Below are 25,010 nucleotides of genomic sequence, written 5' to 3'. Positions count from 1 at the left end.
TTGTTAGTTTCTTATCGGCTGTAACGCCGATCTTAGGCCATCACCGACAAGGTTAATGGCAAGGACACTGCATAAGATAGCGACACCAGGAATGGTGACGGTCCACGGAGCGGTTAACAGATTGTCTAGCCCCTGTGACACCATCGCGCCCCATTCAGGGCTTGGAGCTTGCGCGCCTATGTTAAGAAAGCCTAGTGCGGCAATATCCAAAATAGCAGCAGATATGGCAAAGGTTGTATGAATAATTAAGGTGTCCCATACATTGGGCATAATCACATACCAAAATATTTGTAGCGAGTTTGCGCCATCAAGCCTCGCAGCTGTGACATAATCCTTCTGTAATTCTTCATGAACGGCTTGATGTATTGCACGAACAAATTGCGGGGTTAATGCAATACCAACAGCCCAGAATACATTTTCAAGCCCAGGTCCGGTGACGGCAACCACTAAAATAGCCATCAAAAGCGATGGAATTGATAAAAGAGCGTCGAGTAAGTGGCTTAAGATTGACGACTTTAAGCCTTTCATCATGCCTGAGATAGATCCTATAACCAAACCAACGGTAAGCGAAGCCATCACAATGGTTAATGCCATTCCAAAGGTTAGGTGCGCTCCATGTAGTAATCGACTGAAAATATCTCGCCCTAGGTCATCAGTACCTAAAAAGTGTTCGACTGTACCACTGGCATCCCAAGAGGGAGGGAGTAGTAATGCTAGATGGTCCTGATGCTCTGGTGAAAATGGCGCCAGCCAGGGACCAAAAATCACAATAATTATCAAGCAAAAAACAGCCCAAAAACCAATGAGTGAAAAGGGGTTGTCTGAGAATAACAACCACAATTTGCGCATTGGAGAAGGAATTTGCTCTTCTTGATATATGCTAATCCGCGGCATAGAGTTCTTTCCTACTGATAGGGTTGAAAGCGTTGTGTAAAACATCAATCACAATACTTAAGAAGATAATGAGTAACGAAACACCGAGCACGCCACCTTGAATTACGGTGTAATCGCGCTGATAAATCCCCGAGACCAACCAGCTACCAACACCGGGCCAAGAAAAAATCACTTCAACAATAATGCCGTAGCTTGCAAATGTTCCCAACATCAGGCCTAAGTTTTTAAGAACCGGGATTAGCGCATTAGGCAATGCGTGACGCAATACTATTGTAGTTGTATGTAATCCACGTGCCTCGGCTGCTCTAATATACGGCTGGTTCATAATATGAAGCATGGCCAAACGAGTTATTCTTACGACAACCGTAAACGGTAATACAGCTAATGTGATTGCCGGTAGTACAATATGTTGAATGGCGTCAATAAATGCCGAAATTCGATATTGGGAATCAGATATCAAGGTATCGATTAAAATAAAACCTGTAACAGGTTCTATTTCAAATAAGAGGTTAATCCGGCCAGAAATAGGCAGCCAACCTAACTCAACCCCAAACCAGAGCGACAACGTTAACCCGAGCCAGAATACCGGGATTGAGTAACCTGTGAGTGTGATAGCCATAATGCTGTATTGGGTGACTTTGTTTTTGCTTAATGAGGCTAAAATACCTAATGGCACTCCAAAACACATAGCCAGCACACAAGCCACAATCGATAATTCAAAAGATGCTGGTAAAACTTGGTTAATTTCATCAACCACTGGTTTTTGTGATGTGATAGAAATACCAAGATTGCCGCTTAATCTTTGTTTTGTATAGGCTAAAAATTGGTTGAACACATTATTATTTAGCTGATAATCACGCTGAGTTTCAATAATTTGCTGTGTTGTTGGCGCTTCTATTCCTGTTAAAGCAAAAATCTTACTCGCAGGGAAATTATGGGTCGCAACAAATATTACGGCAATCAGCAGCAAGGATGTCGCGATAAACAAGTTGAGCCTTCTCAGTAAATAGCGAGCCATTATTGAATGTCCTCAACGACGGTTTTGGTGGTGTTTTCAAATGATATTCCACCAAAAGGTGTTAGTTGGGTTTGTAGAATATTTGTCTGTTTAAAAGTGAGCTGGGTAGCATGTGCAAACGGTAGCATGGGCAGTTGTTCATTGAACAGCTTTTCTGCCTGCAGATATAGCTGTTTACGTTCGGCTCTGGTTGTTGTTGATTTGGCGCGAGCTAATAATTCATCCATCTGTTTATTACACCATTGGGCGCGGTTACTGGATGCGTCTTGGGAGTCACAACTTAACATGGGCGAAAAGAAGTTATCAGGATCGCTATTATCCGCATTCCAACCAATCAAGACTGAGTCGTAATTTTTTCGGTTTAACTCTTGGTTAAACACACTCCAGTCATACGAAATAATATTTACAGTTACCCCTATATTGGCTAAGTCACCTTGAATTAACTCGGCCGTTTTTAATGCGTTTGGATTATAGATCCGCGCGACAGGCATCGCCCACACATCAATAGTTAATTTATCTACTCCAGCTTGCTTAAGTAGCGACCTGGCTTTGCGCGGATTGTATTCATACTTATTTTTTGTTGCATGGTAAGCCCAAGATTGCGGTGGTAATAGTCCGCTCGCTTTTATTGCCGTTTCTTGATAAACCGCGCGAATAATATTGTCTCTGTCGACCGCATATGCCAGTGCTTTTCTGACGATAGGGTTATCGAATGGGGCTTTTTTGGTATTGAAAGCCCAAAAAGCAACATTAAAACCCAACTGAGTATCGAGTTCCAAATTATCATGTTGCTCTATAACGGGTAATTCGCCTGCTTTAGGTAAGGCTGATACATTACAGTCGCCAGTAATAAGCTTGGTTAATCTGGCTGTACTTCTTGGGGTTATGTCAAAAATTAGGTTTTCAAATTCAGGTAGTGTACGCCAGAAGCGTTCATTTCTCTGGTAGCGAATATATTCATTTTTAACATATTTAGTTAGCTTAAAAGGACCAGTCCCTATCGGGTGTTGGTCTAAATACTCGGTGTTGTTACTTGCCAGTAATACGTCGGCATACTCTTTTGATAAAATGACTGCAAACCCGGTTGCCAAGTTTGCCAGAAAAGAGGCGTCACGATGGTTTAAGTGAAACACTACTGTGTCATTAGCTATTTTTTCGATATAGCTGACAGTTTGGCTAAAACCGATGCTTTCAAAGAAGGGGTAACCGTTATTTGCTACATTATGATAGGGCGTTTTAGGGTTAATGATGCGGTTAAATGAAAACAAAACATCGTCAGCATTAAAGGTGCGAGTTGGCGTAAAAAAGCTAGTATGATGAAACCTAACCCCACTGCGTAATTTAAATGTGTACGTAAGTCCGTCATCACTGCTGTACCACGACTCGGCTAATGAGGGCGTAAAAGAACTCGTGACGGGGTCGTAGTCAACTAGCGTATTGTATAATTGCTGTGATGTTGCATCGATAGTTGTGCCAGAAGTCACTAGCTGAGGATTAAAACTCTCAGGGTTCCCTTCAGAACAATAGACAAGGCCTGTGGGAATATGTTGCGGGCCACAGGCTACCAGTAACAGGCTTATCAATGATAAACACGTTACTCGGCCTAGTCGCTTTAGCTGCTGTTTCATTAAGCAATCATTTTTTGAGCTGGACGATAGCAACCATTTTAACAGTGCCTTGAGCTTAACAACAATTATTTATCCAGTAAGTTGTATTTCTTTAAAATTCCACGTAGTTGGTGGTAGCTCAAGCCCAGTAGCTCGGCCGTTTTTTTCTGATTAAATTGTCCGGCTTCTAATGCCTGTTTTAATATACTAATTTCGTGTTCTTCACAGTGGGTTTTAAAGTCGATCGGAAAATTAGTCGTGTCAGGTTTAACGGGTTGTGGCGCAATATCTGTTTTAGCTTGCTCGATTGTTTGTTGGCGTTCTTTGGTTTTGACTCGTGTCGTTGGTCGGTAAGGTGAGGCAAATGGGTCGAGAATGATATCAGTGATAGCGGTTCCAGTATCAGCGTTGCGGTAAACGCTGCGCTCAATTACATTCTTAAGTTCACGTACATTTCCTGGCCAGCGATAATCTGTCAATTGTTCGACAGCTGATGGGCTAAATCCTTCAAATAGTTCTAGTTTTAACTGCCTTGCCATCCCTACAGCAAAATACTCAGCCAGCGGCATAATGTCGTCTTTACGATGGCGCAGTGGGGGAAGGGTGATAACATCAAAAGCCAACCTATCAAGCAGATCCGGCCTAAACTCACCAGCCTCAGCCAATGCGGGCAGATCTTCATTAGCGGCACACACTAACCTTACATCGGTTTGAATGGTTTTATTCCCGCCAACCCGTTCAAACTCGCCATATTCAATGACTCTTAACAGCTTTTCTTGGATGAGACCTGATGTGTTAGCAAGCTCATCTAAAAATAAGGTTCCACCATTGGCACGTTCAAAGCGGCCTTCGTGTTTTTTACTCGCGCCCGTAAAAGCACCAGCATCATGACCAAACAACTCACTTTCTAACAAAGTCTCGCTTAGAGACGAGCAATTGAGTTTGATGAAGCTCTGATCCCAGCGTTTAGATAAAAAATGTAACCGCTCGGCTATTAACTCTTTGCCAGTTCCGCGCTCACCAATAATTAGCACTGGCTTAGATAGTGGTGCTACTTTTGAAATATGCTCAAGCACTTCTAATAATGCATTTGATTGACCAATGAGGTTATCTTGCTGAAATTGTTTTCTCACAGTAAGTTTTAGTCTTAATCGCTAATTATTGGTGAAAATTATAATATGATGCTCTTAATATAAATGGAAGTAAAAGTTAAGTTTTTGGTTAAGTGGCTATATAATAAGTGTTTTGTTGTTTTGGCATGAATACTGAATATACATAGCGACACCAACATTAATTTGAGGCAAATATTATGGGAATCTTTTCACGCTTTGCAGACATCATTAACTCTAACATCAGCGCATTACTTGATAAGGCAGAAGATCCTGAAAAAATGGTTCGTCTTATTATTCAAGAAATGGAAGATACGTTAGTTGAAGTGCGTTCAACATCAGCCAAAGTACTTGCGGAGAAAAAAGAGATCATTCGCCGTATTGCTAAAGTGCAAGCACAGGCACAAGATTGGGAAAGTAAAGCTGAGCTTGCGTTGTCAAAAGATCGTGAAGATCTAGCTAAGGCAGCGTTGATTGAAAAGCAAAAAGCCAATGAACTCGGTAGCACTTTTACTACAGAATTAGTGGTTGTAGAAGAACATATTTTACGATTGAAAGAAGAAGTTAACCAGTTACAAGACAAGCTAGCCGATGCTAAAGCTCGTCAAAAGACAATAATCATGCGCAAGCAAACAGCATCATCTCGCCTTGAAGTAAAAAAGCAACTTGATTCAAGCAAAATTGAAAATGCGATGAGCAAGTTTGAGCAGTACGAACGTAGAGTTGAAGGGCTAGAGTCGCAAGTTGACTCTTATGACTTGGGCAATGAAAAATCATTAACTGATGAGTTTGCAGCTTTAGAAGCGGAAGATTCTGTTAATGAAGAGCTCGCTGCTTTAAAAGCAAAAATGAAAGCAAATAAGACAAAAGCAAAATAGTAACCAACAAGAGGTGAGTTATGGATCTGGATATTTTAATTGCCCCTATTATTATTTTTATGGTTTTCGTGGCTCCCATTTGGCTGATATTACACTACCGTAGCAAAAGGCAAGTGAGTCAGGGGCTAACAGACGAAGAGTTTACTCAGTTAAATGAGCTGATAGCGAAAGCTGACAAAATGTCACAACGAATCGAAACACTTGAAGCTATCTTAGATAACGAGTCACCCCAATGGAGAGGGCGTGATGAATAAATCACAGAACTTTGCAATGGTGTTCAATCCAATTGCTACTATTAATTAAGGAAGGAGGTGAGCATGAGTGAAGGCAAAAGCAGAACTTTATATCGAATTCCTCAATCAGGTAAAATTGCCGGGGTTTGTGCCGGGGTTGCCGATTACTTCAATTTTGAAACTTGGTTAGTGCGTGTGGTGGCGGCCTCTGTATTTCTATTGGGGGGCTCAGGGCTCGTGTTTATTATCTACGTTTTACTGTGGATGATTTTAGACATTAAGCCGGATGCCAGTAAGAGTTTTGATAGTCATAAAGATATCGAAATTAAGAAGAAAGTTTGGCAATCAGGCGAACCTGCTAAAAATGCACTGAGAGATGTAAACAGTCAGTTTAGAACGCTTGAAATCAGATTGCAGGGGCTAGAGCGTCATGTCACATCTGACAATTACGATCTTAAAAATGAAATTAATAACCTTTAGTTCTAAACAGGGCAGAATTAACGTTAATTCTGCCCTTGAACTTTCCTTAACAGGTTGAATTGTTACATATGGTCAGTATTAAAGGGTCTCTTAAAAAACTGGGGCGAAATACTCAAGCCGTTGCACTTCGTACGACAGATAAGCATTTAAGGCTAGCGGTAACAGGCCTTGCCGGAGCGGGGAAAACTGCTTTTATTAGCGGCCTAGTCAATCAACTTCTGCATTGTGATAACTGCGAGGGCAACAGGCAGTTGCCATTATGGGAAGTCGCTAGGGAAAACCGCCTTTATGGAGTTAAGCGTGACTTGCAGCCAGACTTAACCATTCCTAGTTTTAACTATGATAGCGCTGTTAGAACGATAAAATCTCAGCCACCCTCATGGCCTAAATCTACGCGAAACATTAGTGAGTTAAGACTCGCTATCCGGTATCGTCCCGCCAAAGGTCTGTTGTCTAAGCTGACTGATAGCGCCACGCTTTACCTTGATATTGTTGATTATCCCGGTGAATGGTTATTGGATTTACCTATGCTGAAACAAAGCTTTCAGCAGTGGTCAGCAGCGCAAATTGCGCGTACTTCAATATTTAAGCATTCTCAATATTATGCGGCGTTCATCGATGCATTGAGTAGTATTGACCTTGCATCAACAGCCAATGAAGCAACGTTGCAGCAAATTACCGACCGCTATCAACAGTTGCTGCAAGACAGTGTTGATAAACATGGTTTTTACTATGCTCAGCCAGGCAGGTTATTGTTGCCTGGAGAGCTTGAGGGCAGCCCTGTGCTGGCGTTTTTTCCTTTAATCCATGTGAGTGACGAACAATATATTGCGTTGGATAAGAGCGCATCAACGAGCTTTTATCACACCTTAAAGCAGCGTTATTTTGAGTATGTAGCGCAAGTTGTTAAACCTTTTTATCATGATTATTTTGCCAAGTTTGATCGGCAGTTAGTGCTAGTTGATTGCTTTACTCCGCTTAACCGTGGCAATGAACAATTTGATGATATGCAGACCGCGCTGCAAGCAGTGATGGAAAGCTTTCAGTTTGGTCAATCGAGCCTGCTTAAACGGCTATTTTCTCCTAAAATTGATAAATTATTATTTGCGGCAAGCAAGGTAGATCATGTAACGCGTAATCAACAAGGCAATGTGTTGTCCTTACTCACTCAGTTAGTTCACCAAAGCCAACAACACGCCAAATTTGAAGGGTGTGAAGTTGAGACCATGGCGATCAGCGCGATAAAGTCAACCACACATGGCATGGTAAAACAAAATGGCCGCGATATAGAAGTTGTGAAAGGGCTAGAGCTAGCCAGCTCACAACCCATAACGTTGTTTCCTGGCGAAGTGCCTAAATCACTACCGTCGGCAGGTTTTTGGCTACAGCAAGGTTTCGACTTTGTCAGTTTCTCACCAAGAACTGTGGCTAGTCAGCAACCCCATCATGCCGATTTTGAACATATACGATTAGACCATGTATTACAGTTTTTAATTGGCGACAAACTTAAGTGAACCCCATGGCGACGACTCCCACAATAGAAAAACAGCAGCGGTTTGAACATATCGAAGATAACGCTGATGGCTGCAAAGAAGTCAAAATAGCGCCTGCTGAAACGTTCTGTGCCACCGAACCATTTATTGATGTTGATACGCTGTCTGAGGAGCAATTAGAGGGGCAGTTAGACCAAGGTTTTAGCAAGGTTGAACAGCTTAACCAGTCGTCAGAGACAAAGTCAAGCAAGCGATCTTGGCTAGGAAAAGCCTGTCTGCTTGGTATATTGTCGGTTGCAGTCGTCGAGACCGTCATCGGGTTATATGAGGCGTTTACTCAAAGCGCGTGGTTATTTTCGCTATATGCCGTGGTGGTGTTATTAGTTGTATCTTGGACTGTTAAACTCAGTTTTACCGAGTGGCGTAAACTTAAAAATCTAAGGCATGTAACAGACACTCAAGCAACGGGGATGCGCTTACTTAGCAGTATGCAGATGGGTGAAGCTGATCCTTTTATTAACCGGTTGCTTGAAAAAATACCAAGCGGTGCCTACCAAGAGCGTTATTTACAACAAATTAGTGTTGAGCATAATGATGCTGAAAAACTGGTGCTATTTGAGGCTACAGTATTGGTTGAACGAGATCTTCTTGCTAAGAAAATTGTCAGACGTTTTGCACAAGAGTCTGCTCTGTTGTTGGCGGCAAGCCCCTTAGCCGTGCTTGATATGGCAATTATACTCTGGCGAAACCAAAGCATGATTAATCAAATAGCAGATTGTTATGGTGTTGAACTGGGATATTGGAGCCGTATCAAGCTGATCCGCGGAATTATTAGTAATATTATTTACGCTGGCACCAGTGAAATTGTCACTGATTTAGGCACACAGTTATTATCTGTTGAAATGTCGGGTAAGTTGTCGGCTCGTTTAGGGCAAGGGCTCGGCGGTGGCTTATTAACGGCTAGGCTGGGCTATCAAGCAATGGCGCTATGCCGCCCGCTAGAGTTTAGTGAGCAAACGAAACCTAAGCTCAAAGGGATCCATAAAGAGCTGTTGTTGGAGCTAAAAGAGTTAACCTCTGTAGTGATCACTAAAACGACCAAAGCCGATAAGCAAACTGTCGCTAAAAAATAGCCGTTATCACGGTTTTTTTATATGAGGCGTGGAGTAAAGTTTACCTTTGGGCTCGGCTGCAGGCTTTAATGTATAAGCTGCAATGAAGGTATGTAACTTGTGGTTATAGCAGGCTAGCAGCATGCCAAAACATGCTTAGAACAGCCTTACCACCTCACAGTTGAAACAACGCATAAAAAAACGCTGTAAGTAAATACTTACAGCGTTTTTCAGCAAAAACAAATACTAGGAAAATCAACCAGCCCTAATACTATTATCTAAAATGCTAGATATTCCAGAACGTATGTGCAATGACGTAAAGCGCCAACATACTGATAAAGTTGATAATAATACCAGCTCTCATCATTTCTGATTGTTTGATATAACCTGAACCGTACACAATGGCATTAGGTGGTGTTGCTACAGGCAACATAAATGCACAAGACGCGGCAATACCAATTAACACTGAAAGCATCACAGGAGATAAACCAAGCGCTTCTGCAATCGCAGCAAATACTGGCACCAGTAATGCAGCACTAGCCGTGTTACTCGCAAATTCGGTTAGCATGATAACAAATGCAATGACTGCAAAAGTAAACAGTGCCATGTGAGCATTACCAAAAATGTCTGTTACCCAGTGCGCAAGAAAAACACTGGTACCCGTTGCTTTTAGCACGGCACTTAGAGTCAGACCACCACCAAATAAAATGAGTACTCCCCAATCTGTAGTCGCTTCAATTTTTTTCCATTGAACTAAGCCAAGACCTGCAAGCGCAACAACTGCTGTGAGGGCTACAATCGTATCGAATTGTCCAATTCCACCAAGAGACTGTGAAATTGGTTTACTGAAGATCCAGCAACATACTGTGGTGAAGAAAATCAGTAATGTTAGTTTACCTTGGCCAGTGAGAGCTTCTTGTTTTTCATCTAGTTTACAGACCATTGATAAGTCAGGTTTAAAGTAAAGGTAAAGAGCAATTAACATCAATGGCAGCATAATTGCTACTGTAATAAGGCCAAATTCAAGCCAATCGCTAAATGATAAACCAACTTGAGCGGCTGCAATTGCGTTAGGTGGACTACCAACAAGCGTACCAATACCACCAATGTTAGCGGAATAGGCGATACCTAATAGTAAAAATAGGTAGGTGCTTTTATGCTTTTCAATATCAATTTGGTGCAAAATGCCAAGTGCAAGCGGTAACATCATTGCAGTGGTTGCAGTGTTGCTTATCCACATTGACAACGCTGCGGTGATCCCAAAAAGTAGCACACAAGCAACCGACAAACGGCCTTTTGAGATAGTTAACACCTTATGGGCAATCATCCGGTCAATGCCTTGATGATTTAAGGCTGCAGCTAATACAAAACCACCAAAGAAAAGGTAAATAATGGGGTTAGCAAAATTGCCCATTGCCGCTTTGGTTTCAAACACACCAAATAAAACGGCCAGAATAGGGATCATAATGGCGGTAATACTGATGTGAATGGCTTCTGTTAACCATAATATTGCAGCAAAAATTAATAACGCCAGTCCAGTGTTAACGCCTTGGTCAAATGGCAAGAAGTTTTGCAGCAAAAACAGCAAAATAATATCGGCGCCAAAGATGAACAGCTTTTTATTTCTACTGGTTAATTTGCCGCTGATCTTAGTTGGCTCTTGTATAGATTCTAGTGACATATATGTGTCCATGATTATTGTCGGTTTGAACACTCTAGAGCAGGAATCGATAACTGCAAAATCTTGTTAGTTGTTGTTATGTAACGTAACTGTTGTCTCATTTGAGTGATCTATATCTCGGTAATGCGCATTATTTGAACTAATAGCGATTTGTATGACCAGTAATTACGAAATATGCAACCAAACTCAGCCTAATTACATGTTAACAACAAAAAGTTGAAAGTTTGGTAGCATGTTGTTTTTGTGACGGCTGTCACGGCGTAGAACTTATGGGTGAGATGGAGGTCTGCTATTGGCTTAATTCGTGGCCGTGATCTACATTTCGCTACGTAGCCAAGGAGTATGGAAAAAGGCTACAAACCACAGGATCATATAAGGAGTTCGACATGTATAACAAATTTATCCCCGCTTTATTATTAAGCTTTAGTTTGCTTCCTGTTGCTGAGGCGGCAACAGAAAAACCTCAACCCATTAGTGTTCAACAAGCTGAAGTGATAAACATAAATTCAGCATCGGTTGAACAGCTATCTTCATTAAAAGGTGTTGGCGAGTCAAAGGCTAAAGCAATTGTTGATTACCGAAAAACACATGGTAAATTTGACTCAATTGAGGATTTATCTGAAGTTAAAGGTATTGGTGAGAAGCTGATTGAAAAAAATAAAGCGGCACTGAGTTTATAATTGGTTAGTTTGTTACCTTGCCTTTTGCAGATGTGAGCCCTCATTCGAGGGCTTTTGTATACAGAAACAGCAATTAAACCAAAACAGTGCCAACTAATGAGATTTTGACTTGATTGCAATGCATTGCTGATAGATAATGCATCCGTTCTTGAGAGTATCTACTTTCAACGAAATCAATGGTGACCTTAGGGTCCCTCCGCAATGATAACTTGTGAACTCGGCCAGGCCTGGAAGGGAGCAACCGCAGCAAGTGACTCATGTGCCGGAGTGTGGCTCTAGGGGAACCTCCAATCTCTTAGTACATCCTTTTAATAATATTAACTGATACAAATCAATAGTCATTTTGGTTATATATTTGTAAGTTAAGCGATCCCTGTTTTATTTCAAATTTGTGATTTTAGCGCGGGCGAACCGTCTTGCCAGAAGTTTTGTTGTGAGGCTCTTGAAAGGTAGCAATTACTCTATAGCTATTACAGCAGCGCGAAATGACAAGCTTATTAACTTTATCGATCTAACTTAAATCGAAACAATCGACTTAGCTAAGTCAGTAGTAATAGCTGCTTAGTCTAGGCATTCAGTGCTGACTTTTTAGCGTACTATTACCCCTTCAATCGTGCAAAAAATATAAATAAAGTGTATGGCCGCAAATTGGCTAGGTATAGGTTCACCTACATGGTTAACCTTGCTTGGTTTGGTTATTTTTCAAGTAGGCACGTGATTTCTCTAGTGCTTGCTGGATCTCCGATTTCATTTTGTTTAGTTCGGAGTATTGCTCAAAAAAATAAGTATCAACTAAATGTCTTATGTAGCGGGTAGGTAGCTGATTTAACGTTAGGCAGCATAGATCAGCAAGGTAGTCTTCAGGTAACTCATCGAGCAATCCCTCATCTGAAAGTATTTCAAGCAAAAGGACTTCGTAGTAATTTCTGATATCTAACTGCATATATCTCTCCCTGAACTAATCTATATTGCATAAAAGCTAAGTAAAGTGTTGGTCGCTAGTAATAATTATGTGCGGCGCATATTTGGTTGCCTATGCACTTACTGTAGTCGCGTCTACTCTTACTCGCAATGGCTATTTTGCCGGCTTGATTTTAATCAGCATATTCATACCATGCACTTTTGATGGCTGCAATTTAATTATGCCGCTCCTGGGTTCATTTATGTGCTTTATAGAGAAAAGTGTTTAACTAACAACCGTATATTCCAAGTCATCTTTTGCAAATCCCTGGCTCATCAGCCTTTGTCAGTTAGTGCTCTTGGTGGAAATCACACTCGAAAAGGTAGTTGTTTCAATATGGGTTTGTGCAACGTTAGCGTTTAGCTCATTAACTGTGGATATAGCTAGGTAATATTAGACAAATTGTCATGCTTTGAAGGCTTAAGATAATACGTCGGTAGGTGCTTAAAAAGTGCGTCAGCATGGGTGACTGACGCACTCTGATTTGGTCAATTTGATATGTTGTTAAAGCTGCTCTATTGCCCAGCCCATAAACTTTTTACGTGTTTGTTCGTCAGCATGTAACCACCAATATTGCAGCATCTGCTCGGCTTTGGCGGAGTCATCATCATTATTGGTGCTTGACACCTTTGCAGGCTGAGGGACCACAGTTGCTGCAGTAACCTGCGGTGAAACTGGGGCTTTAATGGTTGCTGTGGTTGCTGGTACTGTTACGGCGGCTGCAGTACTGGTTGCGATGACTGCCTCTGCATCAACGTTGGTAGCGGTATTTCCGCTGAATAATCGACTTACAAATGATGATTCCGTGATGTCGGTGTGGGTTACACTGTAATCGATATTACTGTTATTTTTTGCGCTAATTTTTATTTGTGGTTTTTTGGCAAACTTTGCTGGGTTTTGAGTGTATTCATTGCCTGTTGGTTGCATCTGGTATTGGTAGTCACCATCAACTTTGAGCGTAACAATAAATGCGGCAGACTTTACATTGGTTTCGCTGTCGGTAAAGTCATCTTCAACGAGATCATTGTAACGAATCGCAATTTTGTGTATTCCGTTATTTAGCTCAAGTTTTGATTGATGATTAAATAAACTCGTTTTGACCTCTTTGCCATCAAGTGCAATGTATTCAAAGGCCATCGGAATATTCAAACTGGCCGAAAAGGCGGCAGAGGAAGCGCATAATGCGATAATAGAGCTAACAGGTAATAACAATTTCATTTGTTCTCCTTAACGGTTTTGATTTTTAAAAGGCCGCTCGAATAATTGGATACGATCTTCAATATAGCTCGTTGCTTGTCGACACTTACCAAGGCGAGAATGTTGAGTAAGGATGTCATTTTGTATCTTTATTTTGTCAGCACTATGACAGTTATCTAGCGAAGATTGCAAACTTTCAATTTTTTGTTCAATGACCTTAGCCCAGTTTAAGTGTTTATTGAGCTCTTCATAAAGTTGGTGACTGTTTTGCATTACATTCGATGCTATCCAGCTAAAGCCACTTTGTTGGTGGGCTCTAACTCCTCGTTTTATGGCTTGGGCGCGACGAGTGCGCTTTTGCTGCTCTAATGATTTAATATTGATATTAGTGGTGGCTAGGGCACGGCGCACGGCGCTAAATCTATCTTGAATTTTTTCACAACTTGAAATAATTGCAAAGTGAGAGCGATTAGCGGAAATAAGCTGTTTTAGTTGATTGATGCTTTTAGACAGTTGAACAATGCAAGGTTTTAATTGAGCTCCTTCTTGGATAAATAACTCATTATTAAACCGTTCAACGTCTTGCATCATTTTGCGCTGACCTGCAGGCAATTGGGCGTCATGTTGCAATACTTCTTGTTCTAACTGCCGTAGCTGAAACTGTAATTTTTTGAGTAGTTCATTCGTGGTCATACCCAAGCGCTCCAGGCTAACTGCGCTGCAATTAGCAAAATCATGGTGATAAAAATAGGGCGAATAAACGGTTGGCCAAACTTTATAGCAGAATGTGCACCGATATAAGACCCAACCATCATGCATGTTCCCATCGCGAGCCCGATAGCTAAATGCACTTTACCCATAGCAAAAAAGATAATAAGTGAGGTTAAGTTACTGGTAAAGGTCATTGCACGGGCAAGCCCTAAACTATAGAGCAATGGTACCTTGTGTAAGCCAGTGCTCGATACGGTCCAAAATGCACCAACGCCAGGCCCTGCAAAACCGTCGTAAAATCCCAGTATTAAGCCCTGTAACCATTGAATTACCTTCGGTTTTGGCTTTGTAGGAATATCGCAATTCTTACAGCCCATTGCATTGGGTTGCAGCAATGTATAAATAGCAATTGCGATAATAATGAGTGGCAACCACTTTTCTAACGATTGCTTGTCAATAATCGATACCACCAATGTACCGACGACAGCACCAATAAAAGTGGCTATAAAAGCGTGGTACCATAAAATTGGGGAGAATAACCTTTGCTTATAATAAGTGTAAGCTGCCATTGATGAGCTAAAGCAGGCTGCTAACTTATTCGTCGCCAGTGCCATATGGGGAGAAACTCCCATGGTTAGTAATGCTGGTATCGAAAGCAGTCCGCCGCCACCGGCAACAGCATCGATAAAGCCTGCCATTAGTCCGATTATGGCTAACAAAGCCCAGCTACTTGGCTCGAGTAATAAATCCAATGGTTGTCCTATTCAATAACGCGTCGGAAAGGAGGGAGGGCATCTAATAATGATTTGCCATAGCGTTTAGTGACTAAGCGTCTGTCTAATATGGTAATCCGGCCATAGTCCTGTTCTTTTCGCAGTAATCTACCACAACTTTGTACCAATTTGCGTGAAGCATCTGGAATAGTGAGCTGTAGAAATGGGTTTCCACCTTTTATTTTAATATATTCTGAATGCGCTTGCTCAACTGGCGAGGTCGGTACGGCAAAAGGTAGTTTGGTAATGATTAAGTTAGTTAAATACTCACCGGGTAAATCGAGCCCTTCTGAAAAACTACCGGTCCCAAAAATGATACTGGGTTTATCATCATCACAGCGCTGTTTATGTTGCTTTAGAATTTCTTGTCTTGGGATTGTACCTTGTACTAACAAGCCAGCTTTAATTTTCCCCTCAACTAAATCAACGACTTTTTCCATTTGCCAGTATGAGGCAAATAACACTAGACTGGCCATTTCATCTTCAATTAGAGCAATGATCTGTTTGGCTAATTCGTCTGTGTAGTTATCGTGAGTGGGCTCTGTATCCATTTTGGGTAAAAATAGAGTGGCATTATTTTCAAAGTCAAAAGGGGAATCTAAAGCAAGGTAACGGCTACCATCATTTATAGACAGCCCCACCTGATGAGTGAAGTGGTCAAAGTTATTTAGTGCCCTTAATGTTGCGCTACATAACACTACCCCAGCGGCTTTATCCCACAGTAGATTTTCCAGCATAAAACCGACTTCAATCGGTGAAGCACTAAATAAGTAGTCTGGCTGTTTGCCGGTCAGTTGCTCAATCCAGCGGGCCATTGGTGCACCTTTTGGATTATCTTGCTTAGCCATCATTTTCCATAGCTTTTGCAAGTTTTCAAGGCGCTGCAACATAAAGCCCGTTTCAGACAGTAGCACTTCGGATTGATGCTTAAGAATTTCACCGTCTTTTATTGCTTCGTTAAGCAAGGTCTGCATTTTACTAAATTGCTTTAAGGCAATGCTGGAAGCCGTAGATAAGTTTTCTGCTAACACTAGCAAAGCTGCTGGGAGCTTACCGTGTTCAAAGCGGAAGCGATTCTCGGGGTTATCAAACTGCTTATTTTGCGCGTCACAAAAATGGGCTACTTGGTTGAGTAAGCCACCAATATCTCCAATATGGTCAAGCATGGCTTGTGCTGGGGCAATAATGTAATTGCTCTTAATTTGGGTTTGTAATTTCGTGGTGGTTTTGGTTAGCTTTTCTAGCCAATCGTTCGCGCCACGAACTGTGCTTTGTGCGCTACTAAAATCACGAGCGACAACGGGTAAGTGGTGAGCCTCATCGATTACATAATACAAATCAGCGGGATCAGGTAGAATGACGCCACCGCCAAGTTCTAAATCTGCAAATAGTAAGCTGTGGTTGGCGATTAACACATCCCAGTCATCAATATCTTCGCGGGCTTTATGAAAAGGGCATAGACGATGGCTAGCCAACTGCTTATGGCAACTGTGTTTGTCGCATACTATTTGCTGCCATAAATGATCTGGAATAGGTTGGGTTAATGTATCGCGCTCGCCGTTCCAGCGTTCTGCTTTGTAATCTGTGTATAGTTTCTCAAGCATATCAACTTGACTTTTGTCTGGCTTACTTTGCCACATCGCCATTTGACTGCTGTTGTCAGGCCCGATAAGCATTTCGAGTTTAGATAAACACACATAACGCTGGCGGCCTTTTACTAGGCCAAAGGTAAAGTCTAGGCCCGAATGCTGTAAAAAAAACGGTAGATCTTTGTGCAAAAGTTGCTCTTGAAGGGCTACCGTTGCTGTTGCGATACAGACCTTTTTTTTGTTGGCTAGTGCGAGAGGGATTGTGCCTAAAATGTAGGCTAAAGACTTACCAATACCGGTACCGGCCTCGACCACGATAATTGGCCGCTGCTTGTCATATTCACCTGCAAGTGTTTTTGAAATTTCCGCCACAATATAATTTTGTTCACGACGCGAACGAAAATTAGGTAACGACGCTGCAATACCTTTATATATGGTACGGATCTGGGTTTTAACGTCTGCAGTTAACATGAATGCACTAGGCTGATAAATAATGCTGTACATAATAACAGTGATTACATAGCCTAAGAAGTATTAAGTGATTATTCGTTAATTTATTTGAGTAGACCGCCATGAAATCGAGTTCCAATGCACTACAAACGATAAAGGGACGAGTGCTCACTCGGCATACGCTTCATCGCCAGGACGGGCTAAGCTTGCAGTATTTTGTGGCGACCGCAACTGGCCCGGTAATTGTAGAAATTGTGCAGCAACAACACGTTTGTTTTATCCGTTCAGTGGATGAAAAATGGCTTAAGCAGCATCCTGAATTAAGCCAGATATCAAGTCAGCCAGTAGCACTTAAAAATTTTAAGCATGAAGATGTTACTGCGGTCTATTGCCGGGACCTACGGCTGCAAAGAAACCTTATTCGCATTGCTAAAGACCAAGATATAGAGCTATTTGAAAGTGATATAAAAGTAGAACATCGTTTTTTAATTGAACGTTTTATTGCTCTGGATGCTGAATTTAGCGGTTATTTTGAGGCTGTAAAACCTGGTGAACACCCCAAGTTTATTGCTAATAGAGGTCGACGGACAGAGCTTAAACAGCCGCTTAAAGCTATCTCTTTAGACTTTGAATGTAGTTTCAGTGGTGAGCTTTATTCTGTGGCGCTATATGGACAAACGCCATCGGGTGTGGTGTTTGAAAAAGTACTGATGGTGGGTGAGCCACAAGCTACAGATGTGACCTACATTGACTGGGTGGCAGATGAACCCAGTCTTATTCATCAACTAATTGCGTGGTTTAATGATTATGACCCCGATATTATTATCGGTTGGTCAGTGGTCACATTTGACTTAGCGCTATTGTATCGCCGGGCTAAACATCATGGCATAGCCTTATCGATTGGGCGCAATAATCAGTCATTAAGTTGGAAAGTAGAAGATAAGTATCGGCCTGAGACATTATCTTTGCCCGGCCGTGTTGTATTAGATGGTATTGATTGGCTGAAAGCGGCTTTTTATCAATTCGAGCGTTATTCTCTTGAATTTGTTTCAAGAGCTTTGCTGGACGAAGGAAAAGCAATTAATAACGTTACCAATAGAATGGATGAGATTAACGATCTTTTTGCAAACAATAAGCCGGCATTAGCACATTATAACCTTACAGATAGTCGCTTAGTTTGGGACATTTTTGAGAAAACACAGCTGTTTGACTTTGCCATTGAGCGAGCCAAGCTCACGGGGCTTGAGCTCGGGCGGGTAGGTGCCTCTGTTGCCGCCTTTATGAACTTGTACTTACCTCACTTACATCGTAGTGGGTACATTGCCCCAAGTGCTCCAGCAAGTGATGGTATTGAAAGCCCAGGTGGTTATGTCATGGATTCAATACCAGGATTATATAAACATGTGCTTGTACTCGACTTTAAAAGTTTATATCCATCAATTATCCGCACCTTTTTAATTGATCCTAAAGGCCTTGTTGAAGCCTCTTTGCTGCCAGAGGCTGAGACTGTAGCTGGGTACTTAGGCGCAAGTTTTAGTCGCAATAAGCCTATTTTACCTCAGCTGATTAAACACCTTTCAGAGCAGCGTGAACAGGCCAAAACTAACCTTAATGCACCTTTGTCACAAGCCATCAAAATCATTATGAACTCTCTATACGGAGTGCTTGGTTCACGAGGTTGTGTTTTTCATGATGCCAAACTTGCAAGTTCTATCACCATGCGCGGGCACGAGATCATGAAACAAACGCGTGATTGGATTGAGGCCGACGGCTACCAAGTCATTTATGGTGACACAGATTCGACATTTGTTTGGTTAGGTAATGACGTTGATGAAACTAAAGTGCAAGCAATTGGTAATGCATTGGCGCTAAAAATCAATCGCCGATGGGGTGAAACATTAGCCGAACAGCTTGGTATTGACAGCTTTTTGGAACTTGAATTTGAAACGCATTTTGACCAGTTTTTTATGCCAACACTGCGAGGGTCAACTGAAGGCTCAAAAAAACGCTATGTTGGCACACAAAGAAAACCTGACGGTGAGTTAGCTTTGGTTTTTAAAGGCATGGAGCAAGTACGAAGTGACTGGTCACCGCTGGCTAGGCGAGTACAGTATGAACTATACGACAGGCTATTTGCTCAGCAAGATGTAGAGAACTATTTAAAGCAGACAATTGATCAGCTCAATAATGGTGAACTATTAAATGAATTAGTCTTTGTTAAAAATTTACGTCGTAACCTTGAAGATTACACTGCAAAATCCTCACCGCATATAAAGGCAGCAAAACTATTATTTAATGCCACTCAAGACGAAACCGTAACCCGAAAGGGCGCTCGGATAGAATATGTCATGACACTGTGTGGCGCTGAACCTGTATCCCACCAGACCTCTGCAATCGACATTGAATACTATATTACTCGGCAATTGGCTCCGGTAGCTGAACCAATACTTACCATATTGAATAAAAGTTTCAATGACATCTCATCAAATCAAATGACGTTAATATAAGTGCTCACTTATTAACGCTTGGTGTATTGATGTTAACTTTTAGTTCAGGCTATTACAGCTTGGGGCTTGGTGGGTTAACTGGGTGAAAAATGCAGCTGTTTTTGTACGTTTGCTCTTTGAGTGAATGCTAATCTTTTGCTAACCTCGTTTGCAATCAGGACAGTAAGAAAACAACGGAATGGAAAGAATATTGAATGAAGCAGACTGAACATAATTAAAGGTTAAGCATTACATGAAAAAGACTTTAGTAGCATCGGCTTTGGCCGCAGTGATTTTTGTACCAACAGCATCAGCAATCGAAATTTATAAAGATGATAAGAATGCAGTAGCGATCGGTGGTTGGGTAGATGCACGAGTTATAAACACTCAAGGTGCTACAGAAGTTCAAAATGGGGCGTCACGCATTAACTTTGGTTTTACTCGTGATATGGGTGAAGGCTGGAAAACATTTGCTAAAATCGAGTGGGGCGTCAACCTAGTTGGTAGTACTTCAATCGATAACTCAAACAGTGAGTTTACTTCGCAAAGCAATGACTTTTTAAGCACTCGTTTAGGTTACGGCGGAATTGCGCATGACACCTATGGTTCGTTAACTATTGGTAAGCAATGGGGCGCTTGGTACGATGTTGTTTACAATACCAACCTAGTTAACACATGGGACGGTAATACTTCTGGTACATACACATTAAACAAAGCCGATGGCGCGATTAATGGTACCGGTCGTGGTGACAAGACCATTCAATACCGTAATGCATTTGGTGATTTCAGCTTTGCACTACAAACCCAGCTAAAACAAGCTAGCTTTGATTTGTATGAAGACGACAATTTTCCAGGTCTTGTTGATGGCGTGTCTATCGCTGACAGCAACCCTATCGCCACCGTTGAATACGAATTCACTTACGGTGGTTCAGCAACTTACAATGTTACCGCTGACCTAATTGTTACCGCTGGTGCGAACATTGGTAAGTTTGAAGCTGATTACGTAACAGGCCAATCAGTTTCTGAAACTGACCTCATATTTGGTGCGGGTGCAACATGGGGCGAATTTAATGGCAAAGGTTTTTACGGTGCGATTAACTTTAACAAACAAGAGTTCCACGATACTGACAACCTAAACCGTTATATCCCAGAAGCATGGGGCATGGAATCATTAGCTTCTTACCATTTTGATAATGGTTTACGCCCGCTAATTGGTTTCAACATTCTAGAAGCAAGCGATGATTACGCTGATGCATATAATGGCGACGTATTCAAACGTCAGTTCCTAGTGGTAGGTCTACACTACGTTTGGGATCAAAACACCATGTTGTATCTTGAAGGTCGTAAAGACTACAGTGATTTCACCAGCTCAGATAAAGCTCAGCAAGCTGCGATGGAATATTCAGAAGACGATGGTGTTTCTATCGGTTTCCGATACTACATGTAATCCAAGACATTTAAGCATTTAAACGGTGTTTAGATGCTTATTATAGAAAAGCCAGTAGTTAACGCTACTGGCTTTTTTGTTGAATAAATTCAGCTGAGCGGCTGAAATGATGTCGAAGCTAATGGTGTTTTATCGATTTAGTCAGTGCTTCCGATACAGCGCTAAGGCAATTGTCTGTAATGAATTACTCTATGTAATTTGTATTGCTGGTTTGGTCTTATAAAGTTATCACATCAAGCTTTGTCTCGGCTGAACAATTCGCTTCAACACAACGAATATCTAGGGATATTGCAGTGTTTAACTTTAGGCTCACTACATACATTAAAAAAGGATGCGGGCGGAAAAGTGTGAGCGTTAACTTGACTATTTAGCTGCATCCATATTCCAATTTATTTAAGCGAATTCAATATGGCCAAATACGGATGTAACCGCAAAGAAATTTCTGTTACGCGCATGTTGCATTGATCGCTGTGAATGTGAGGTGGATCACTTTCGATATTTTTGAGGTCAATTTGGTGACTGTTTTTTCGTTTTCTGATGAATTTCCTTTATGTGCTTGATATTCAATTGGTTAATGTTTTTATGGTCGTTATGATTATGTGTAACTCTGGGTTTACAGTTGTACATATAAATGAAATAAATATCTATATCTTAGCCAGCATATTTACAATGCCAACATTTAATACGCTATTGATAAAGTTAAGTGATAAGTATTCTTTAAGTTGAATTTTATAGCATATTGATCCGAAGTAAACTCGTAGGGTTAAATGTTTATCTTGAGGTAACTGATTTAATTATATGGGTTTTTGTGCGAGTTTTTTGCTTCGGCTTTTGATAGCGATAATACTGCTCGGCCTTTACTTTTCTTCAAAATGAGTATGTCTCACCCCACTTATATAACCCTAAAAAAACAGCTTGTTGGATCTTGCTAAAGTAGAAGTTGATTAATTAGTGCGGAACTTTGGGCCGGTTCTGCTTGATGTTAAGTCTTTTGTTGTAAATTTGTTGCAGTTGTGGTTTTATCTGTACGCGAACAGTGTTTGGTAACATTTTATCAACAAGCTGTCAGTCATATAAAACAATAAGAGCAAGTCCAGGGAGATTTACAATGTTTAAGAATAAACTACTCGCTAACTCTGTGCGCCTAGCATTAGTTAGTGGCGCTATGTCTGCCGCTTTCACGGCTCCAACAGTATTTGCAGCCGAAGAAGAAGCAACCGTTGAGAGAATTGAAGTCACAGGTTCACGTATCAAAAGAACTGATATGGAAGGTGCAAACCCTGTTACGGTTATAGATGCAGCAGCAATTGAAAAAATGAGTGTTACTAACGTTGGTGACCTTCTTCAAAACTTGTCTTCGTCAGCAGGTGCCGCTGTAAACACGCAAACAAACAACGGTGGTGATTCGAGTACACGTTTTTCACTTCGTGGTATTGGTTCGGAACGCACTTTAGTGTTGATTAATGGGCGTCGTGCAGTAGCAGGCGGTGCAGGAGCTAACTCTTCTGTTGATTTAAACACTATACCTACAGCAATTGTTAAACGCGTTGAAGTATTAAAAGATGGTGCTTCTGCAACATATGGATCTGATGCGATTGCTGGTGTAGTTAACATTATCACTAAAAATGATTTTGAAGGCTTTGAAGCTAAAGTAAATTATAGCGGTAGTGATAAAGGCGATGCGGTCACTAAAGGCGTAGATGTTACTTTTGGTGCTGCTAGTGATAGAGGTAATGTCGTTGTTGCACTTGGTTATAGTGATCAAGGCGATGCTTTCATGGGCGATCGTGACTTTTCTGAATTTGAACTGCGTGCCTATGAAGATGGTACAACACAAGAAGGTGGCTCTTCAGCGCCACCGTGGGTAAACGCCAATACGGCTGATGGGCGTGTTACTCGAGGTCCTGAATATGGTGACTGGAGAGCTTACGATGGTGGTACAGACTCGTATAATTACAACCCTGTAAACTATCTTCAAACACCGAGTAAACGTCGATATGCATCAGTATTTGCAAATTACACGTTAGGTGAATTTGGCTTTTTGGGCGAAGTTAATTCATTTGCAGAAGCTAGTTATGTCCAAACCACAGGCGATAGGTTGATTGCTCCAGAGCCTCTAGCACCATTAGTATTTTTTGGTAGCGCAGCTCCTTACTCGTCGAATAACTATTATAACCAACAAATGGGACCTAAAGATGCTGATGGGAATGCATATGTCATTGATGATTGGCGTCGCCGTATGCTTGAAACAGGTGGACGTGCAAACGAACGTGACTATAAAACTTTCCGAACTGCAGTAGGCTTTAACGGTGTACTTGAGAATGGTTGGGATTGGGAAGTTTCGTATGTATGGGGTCAAAGTGATTCAGTTGAGAAAGCAGCTGGTTACTTTAATTTAGACCGTGTTGCTGAAGCTGTAGGCCCATCAGGTTGGTTAGATGCTAATGGAAGTCTGATCGAAGATGCTAATGGTGATGCGATTGTTAATGCGAACGGCTCTCAGCTCGTATGTTTAAATGCTGACGGTGGCGTTATTGATGGTTGTGTACCGCTGAATATTTTTGGTACACCAGGCTCAGCTGACCAAGTTTCACCTGAGATGCTTCAATACATTTCAGGTGATTATAATACCACTGAAACAGGCCAGAATAAGCAAGAAGTATTATCTGCAGTTGTTTCAGGAGATTGGTTTGATGTACCCGCGGGCTCTGTTGGTTTTGCTGCAGGTTGGGAGTATAGAAAAGAATCTGGCTCATACACACCTGATTCTCTAATTCTTCAAGGCATAACAACAGCTGGTTCGGCAGTTGGCACCGCTGGTGGTTATGATGTTCAAGAATTCTTCGGTGAGCTTATCGTTCCCATTCTAGCTGATGCGCCTATGGCACACATGTTAGACTTTGAGGCTGCAATTCGCTACTCGGATTATAGTACTTTTGGTACTAACACAAGTGGTAAGTTAGGGCTTAAATGGATGCCTGTTGAAACCTTAATGCTTCGTGCAACACTATCTGAAGCATTCCGGGCACCAACGACATCTGATTTGTATGGTGGCGCGTCAGTTGGCTTCCCAGAAGCAATAGACCCTTGTGATGGAAACTTCTACACAGACGCTGAGTATGCAGCAATTAAAGCATCACCTAATTGGGCAAACTGTACCTCTACCGGTGTTCCAGTTGCTGGTTATGATTCAGGCGGAGTAGAGCAAATACCTACAAATGGCGGGGGGTCAGATAACTGGGATGGAGCAACTGATCTAACTCCTGAAACTGCAGATGTATTCACCGTAGGTGTGGTTTATAACCCTGAGTTTATTGAGAATTTTTCAGTTAGTATTGATTACTGGCAAATTGAGCTAGAAAATGCAATTTCGACTGTAGGTACGCAAACGCGTTTAGATGGTTGTTATAATTCTGGTACATATTGTGAAACTATCACACGTTTTGGCGCTGATAGTGCAGCAGCAGGTGGTATCATCACAGTTGATAACTATACCGTCAACGTGGGTGGAATTAACACTGCAGGTATTGACTATGACTTGCGCTACACATTCGAGTCTGAATATGGTGATTGGGCTCTTGGTCTAGACGGTACATATTTGCTTGAATACGACAAATTCCTTGCAGATGGTACAGTGATTGACCATGTTGGCCGGTTTGAAGAAGCGCATGATGGAATGTTTGCGAAGTTAAAAACAAACTTCACTGTAAATTGGTCAATTTCTGACTTCGATTCTTCACTTATTACGCGTTACATTAGTGGAGTTACTGAAACAGAATCTGGTTGGTGGACAAACCCATTTGACAGAGATGTTAGTTCAAACCTAACTGTTGATTTTCAGACAAACTATGCAGCTTCTGAACATTTAACACTGACAGCTGGTGTTGACAACTTATTTGATGAACAACCGCCGTTTGTTTATTCTGCATTTGGTGCCAACACTGATGTTTCAACTTATGATGTTATTGGGCGAACTATTTATGTTCGTGCAGGATTTAAGTTCTAACAGTCTGATAAAGTAGCAATTAAAAGGGCGCATTTGCGCCCTTTTTTATAATCTAAAAATGGTTTTTTGATGAAATATTTATTGGTGTTGCTATTACATCAACTGCTTGTGAGTTTTCACAAGATATGTTTAGAGAGAGTAATTCAGTCGACCAAGTAACCAAGGTAGGTGTCCGTTGCGAAATGACCGCAAGAATTGGTAGCAA

At 41.5% G+C, this 25,010-nt stretch carries 19 protein-coding genes and 1 other RNA gene; 10 read left to right on the top strand and 10 right to left on the bottom strand.

The annotated features are described in order from the left end of the window. Positions 1–3: 3 nt before the first annotated feature. The 4 genes from RGE70_RS12150 to pspF form a co-directional block, all read right to left on the bottom strand. Positions 4–894 (bottom strand): ABC transporter permease subunit, encoded by an 891-nt coding sequence (locus tag RGE70_RS12150; RefSeq protein ID WP_310471714.1) that lies wholly within the window; start codon positions 892–894, stop codon positions 4–6. Then, positions 881–1,912: an ABC transporter permease gene (locus RGE70_RS12145; RefSeq protein WP_310471713.1), complete on the bottom strand. Its 1,032-nt coding sequence runs from the start codon at positions 1,910–1,912 to the stop codon at positions 881–883. The genes RGE70_RS12150 and RGE70_RS12145 overlap by 14 nt, the downstream gene beginning before the upstream one ends. Then, on the bottom strand, positions 1,912–3,540 hold the full coding sequence (locus RGE70_RS12140) for an ABC transporter substrate-binding protein (protein WP_310471712.1): 1,629 nt from the start codon (positions 3,538–3,540) through the stop codon (positions 1,912–1,914). Before RGE70_RS12140 ends, RGE70_RS12145 begins: the two co-directional genes overlap by 1 nt. Before the next feature lie 65 nt (positions 3,541–3,605). Next, the gene (gene pspF, locus RGE70_RS12135; RefSeq protein ID WP_310471711.1) at positions 3,606–4,652 is read right to left on the bottom strand and encodes a phage shock protein operon transcriptional activator; all 1,047 of its coding nucleotides are present in this window, start codon (positions 4,650–4,652) and stop codon (positions 3,606–3,608) included. Between the two features lie 176 nt (positions 4,653–4,828). On the opposite strand from pspF, the gene pspA reads away from it, so the two are divergent. From pspA to RGE70_RS12110, 5 genes are all read left to right on the top strand, one after another. After that, complete coding sequence (pspA, locus tag RGE70_RS12130; protein ID WP_310471710.1) at positions 4,829–5,506, top strand: phage shock protein PspA; 678 nt, start codon at positions 4,829–4,831, stop codon at positions 5,504–5,506. Positions 5,507–5,526: 20 nt separating this feature from the next. Further along, positions 5,527–5,760 carry an envelope stress response membrane protein PspB gene (gene pspB, locus RGE70_RS12125; protein ID WP_310471709.1) on the top strand — a complete coding sequence of 78 codons (234 nt, stop codon included), beginning with the start codon at positions 5,527–5,529 and terminating at the stop codon, positions 5,758–5,760. Positions 5,761–5,823: 63 nt separating this feature from the next. Continuing rightward, positions 5,824–6,219 (top strand): envelope stress response membrane protein PspC, encoded by a 396-nt coding sequence (gene pspC / locus RGE70_RS12120; protein WP_310471708.1) that lies wholly within the window; start codon positions 5,824–5,826, stop codon positions 6,217–6,219. 68 nt (positions 6,220–6,287) lie between these two features. Continuing rightward, positions 6,288–7,733, top strand: a complete 1,446-nt coding sequence (locus RGE70_RS12115; RefSeq protein ID WP_310471707.1) for a YcjX family GTP-binding protein — start codon at positions 6,288–6,290, stop codon at positions 7,731–7,733. A 5-nt stretch (positions 7,734–7,738) separates the two neighbouring features. Next, positions 7,739–8,845, top strand: a complete 1,107-nt coding sequence (locus tag RGE70_RS12110; RefSeq protein ID WP_310471706.1) for a TIGR01620 family protein — start codon at positions 7,739–7,741, stop codon at positions 8,843–8,845. Positions 8,846–9,110: 265 nt separating this feature from the next. On the opposite strand, the gene RGE70_RS12105 is transcribed toward RGE70_RS12110, so the two are convergent. Further along, positions 9,111–10,505, bottom strand: coding sequence for an SLC13 family permease (locus RGE70_RS12105; protein WP_310471705.1), 1,395 nt, complete (start codon positions 10,503–10,505; stop codon positions 9,111–9,113). 386 nt (positions 10,506–10,891) lie between these two features. Here RGE70_RS12105 and RGE70_RS12100 point away from each other — a divergent pair, with 386 nt between their 5' ends. After that, entirely contained in the window at positions 10,892–11,185 is a 294-nt protein-coding gene (locus RGE70_RS12100) for a ComEA family DNA-binding protein (RefSeq protein WP_310471704.1), read from the top strand. A gap of 185 nt (positions 11,186–11,370) precedes the next feature. Then, positions 11,371–11,467, top strand: an RNA gene (gene ffs / locus RGE70_RS12095) — signal recognition particle sRNA small type. A gap of 394 nt (positions 11,468–11,861) precedes the next feature. On the opposite strand, the gene RGE70_RS12090 is transcribed toward ffs, so the two are convergent. The 5 genes from RGE70_RS12090 to dinG all read right to left on the bottom strand — a co-directional run bounded on the left by RGE70_RS12090 (position 11,862) and on the right by dinG (position 16,887). Then, entirely contained in the window at positions 11,862–12,128 is a 267-nt protein-coding gene (locus RGE70_RS12090) for a late competence development ComFB family protein (protein ID WP_310471703.1), read from the bottom strand. 522 nt (positions 12,129–12,650) lie between these two features. Beyond that, on the bottom strand, positions 12,651–13,364 hold the full coding sequence (locus RGE70_RS12085) for a DUF2057 domain-containing protein (RefSeq protein WP_310471702.1): 714 nt from the start codon (positions 13,362–13,364) through the stop codon (positions 12,651–12,653). 9 nt (positions 13,365–13,373) lie between these two features. After that, positions 13,374–14,036: a primosomal replication protein gene (locus RGE70_RS12080; RefSeq protein WP_310471701.1), complete on the bottom strand. Its 663-nt coding sequence runs from the start codon at positions 14,034–14,036 to the stop codon at positions 13,374–13,376. Continuing rightward, positions 14,033–14,806, bottom strand: coding sequence for a sulfite exporter TauE/SafE family protein (locus RGE70_RS12075; protein ID WP_310471700.1), 774 nt, complete (start codon positions 14,804–14,806; stop codon positions 14,033–14,035). The genes RGE70_RS12080 and RGE70_RS12075 overlap by 4 nt, the downstream gene beginning before the upstream one ends. 8 nt (positions 14,807–14,814) lie before the next feature. Next, positions 14,815–16,887, bottom strand: a complete 2,073-nt coding sequence (dinG, locus tag RGE70_RS12070; RefSeq protein ID WP_310471699.1) for an ATP-dependent DNA helicase DinG — start codon at positions 16,885–16,887, stop codon at positions 14,815–14,817. Positions 16,888–16,988: 101 nt separating this feature from the next. On the opposite strand from dinG, the gene RGE70_RS12065 reads away from it, so the two are divergent. The 3 genes from RGE70_RS12065 to RGE70_RS12055 all read left to right on the top strand — a co-directional run bounded on the left by RGE70_RS12065 (position 16,989) and on the right by RGE70_RS12055 (position 24,805). Continuing rightward, on the top strand, positions 16,989–19,373 hold the full coding sequence (locus tag RGE70_RS12065; protein WP_310471698.1) for a DNA polymerase II: 2,385 nt from the start codon (positions 16,989–16,991) through the stop codon (positions 19,371–19,373). Between the two features lie 232 nt (positions 19,374–19,605). Beyond that, a complete protein-coding gene (locus RGE70_RS12060) occupies positions 19,606–20,799 on the top strand; it encodes a porin (protein WP_310471697.1) in 1,194 nt (397 codons plus the stop codon). A 1,108-nt stretch (positions 20,800–21,907) separates the two neighbouring features. Continuing rightward, positions 21,908–24,805, top strand: coding sequence for a TonB-dependent receptor domain-containing protein (locus RGE70_RS12055; protein WP_310471696.1), 2,898 nt, complete (start codon positions 21,908–21,910; stop codon positions 24,803–24,805). The last annotated feature ends 205 nt before the right edge of the window (positions 24,806–25,010 follow it).

The sequence above is a fragment of the Shewanella youngdeokensis genome (assembly GCF_033180165.1).
Lineage (GTDB): Bacteria > Pseudomonadota > Gammaproteobacteria > Enterobacterales > Shewanellaceae > Shewanella > Shewanella youngdeokensis.
The sequence above is the reverse complement of the archived record's forward strand: the minus strand, read 5'-3'. Positions and strand labels throughout refer to the sequence as shown.

Coding starts and splice junctions, on each gene's coding strand:
- pspB (WP_310471709.1), top strand. CDS start 5,527: ATGGATCTGGATATTTTAATTGCCCCTATTATTATTTTTATGGTTTTC.
- dinG (WP_310471699.1), bottom strand. CDS start 16,887: ATGTTAACTGCAGACGTTAAAACCCAGATCCGTACCATATATAAAGGT.
- RGE70_RS12090 (WP_310471703.1), bottom strand. CDS start 12,128: ATGCAGTTAGATATCAGAAATTACTACGAAGTCCTTTTGCTTGAAATA.
- RGE70_RS12115 (WP_310471707.1), top strand. CDS start 6,288: ATGGTCAGTATTAAAGGGTCTCTTAAAAAACTGGGGCGAAATACTCAA.
- RGE70_RS12150 (WP_310471714.1), bottom strand. CDS start 894: ATGCCGCGGATTAGCATATATCAAGAAGAGCAAATTCCTTCTCCAATG.
- RGE70_RS12065 (WP_310471698.1), top strand. CDS start 16,989: ATGAAATCGAGTTCCAATGCACTACAAACGATAAAGGGACGAGTGCTC.
- RGE70_RS12105 (WP_310471705.1), bottom strand. CDS start 10,505: ATGTCACTAGAATCTATACAAGAGCCAACTAAGATCAGCGGCAAATTA.
- RGE70_RS12145 (WP_310471713.1), bottom strand. CDS start 1,912: ATGGCTCGCTATTTACTGAGAAGGCTCAACTTGTTTATCGCGACATCC.
- RGE70_RS12060 (WP_310471697.1), top strand. CDS start 19,606: ATGAAAAAGACTTTAGTAGCATCGGCTTTGGCCGCAGTGATTTTTGTA.
- RGE70_RS12110 (WP_310471706.1), top strand. CDS start 7,739: ATGGCGACGACTCCCACAATAGAAAAACAGCAGCGGTTTGAACATATC.
- RGE70_RS12080 (WP_310471701.1), bottom strand. CDS start 14,036: ATGACCACGAATGAACTACTCAAAAAATTACAGTTTCAGCTACGGCAG.
- pspC (WP_310471708.1), top strand. CDS start 5,824: ATGAGTGAAGGCAAAAGCAGAACTTTATATCGAATTCCTCAATCAGGT.
- RGE70_RS12085 (WP_310471702.1), bottom strand. CDS start 13,364: ATGAAATTGTTATTACCTGTTAGCTCTATTATCGCATTATGCGCTTCC.
- pspA (WP_310471710.1), top strand. CDS start 4,829: ATGGGAATCTTTTCACGCTTTGCAGACATCATTAACTCTAACATCAGC.
- RGE70_RS12100 (WP_310471704.1), top strand. CDS start 10,892: ATGTATAACAAATTTATCCCCGCTTTATTATTAAGCTTTAGTTTGCTT.
- RGE70_RS12055 (WP_310471696.1), top strand. CDS start 21,908: ATGTTTAAGAATAAACTACTCGCTAACTCTGTGCGCCTAGCATTAGTT.
- RGE70_RS12140 (WP_310471712.1), bottom strand. CDS start 3,540: ATGAAACAGCAGCTAAAGCGACTAGGCCGAGTAACGTGTTTATCATTG.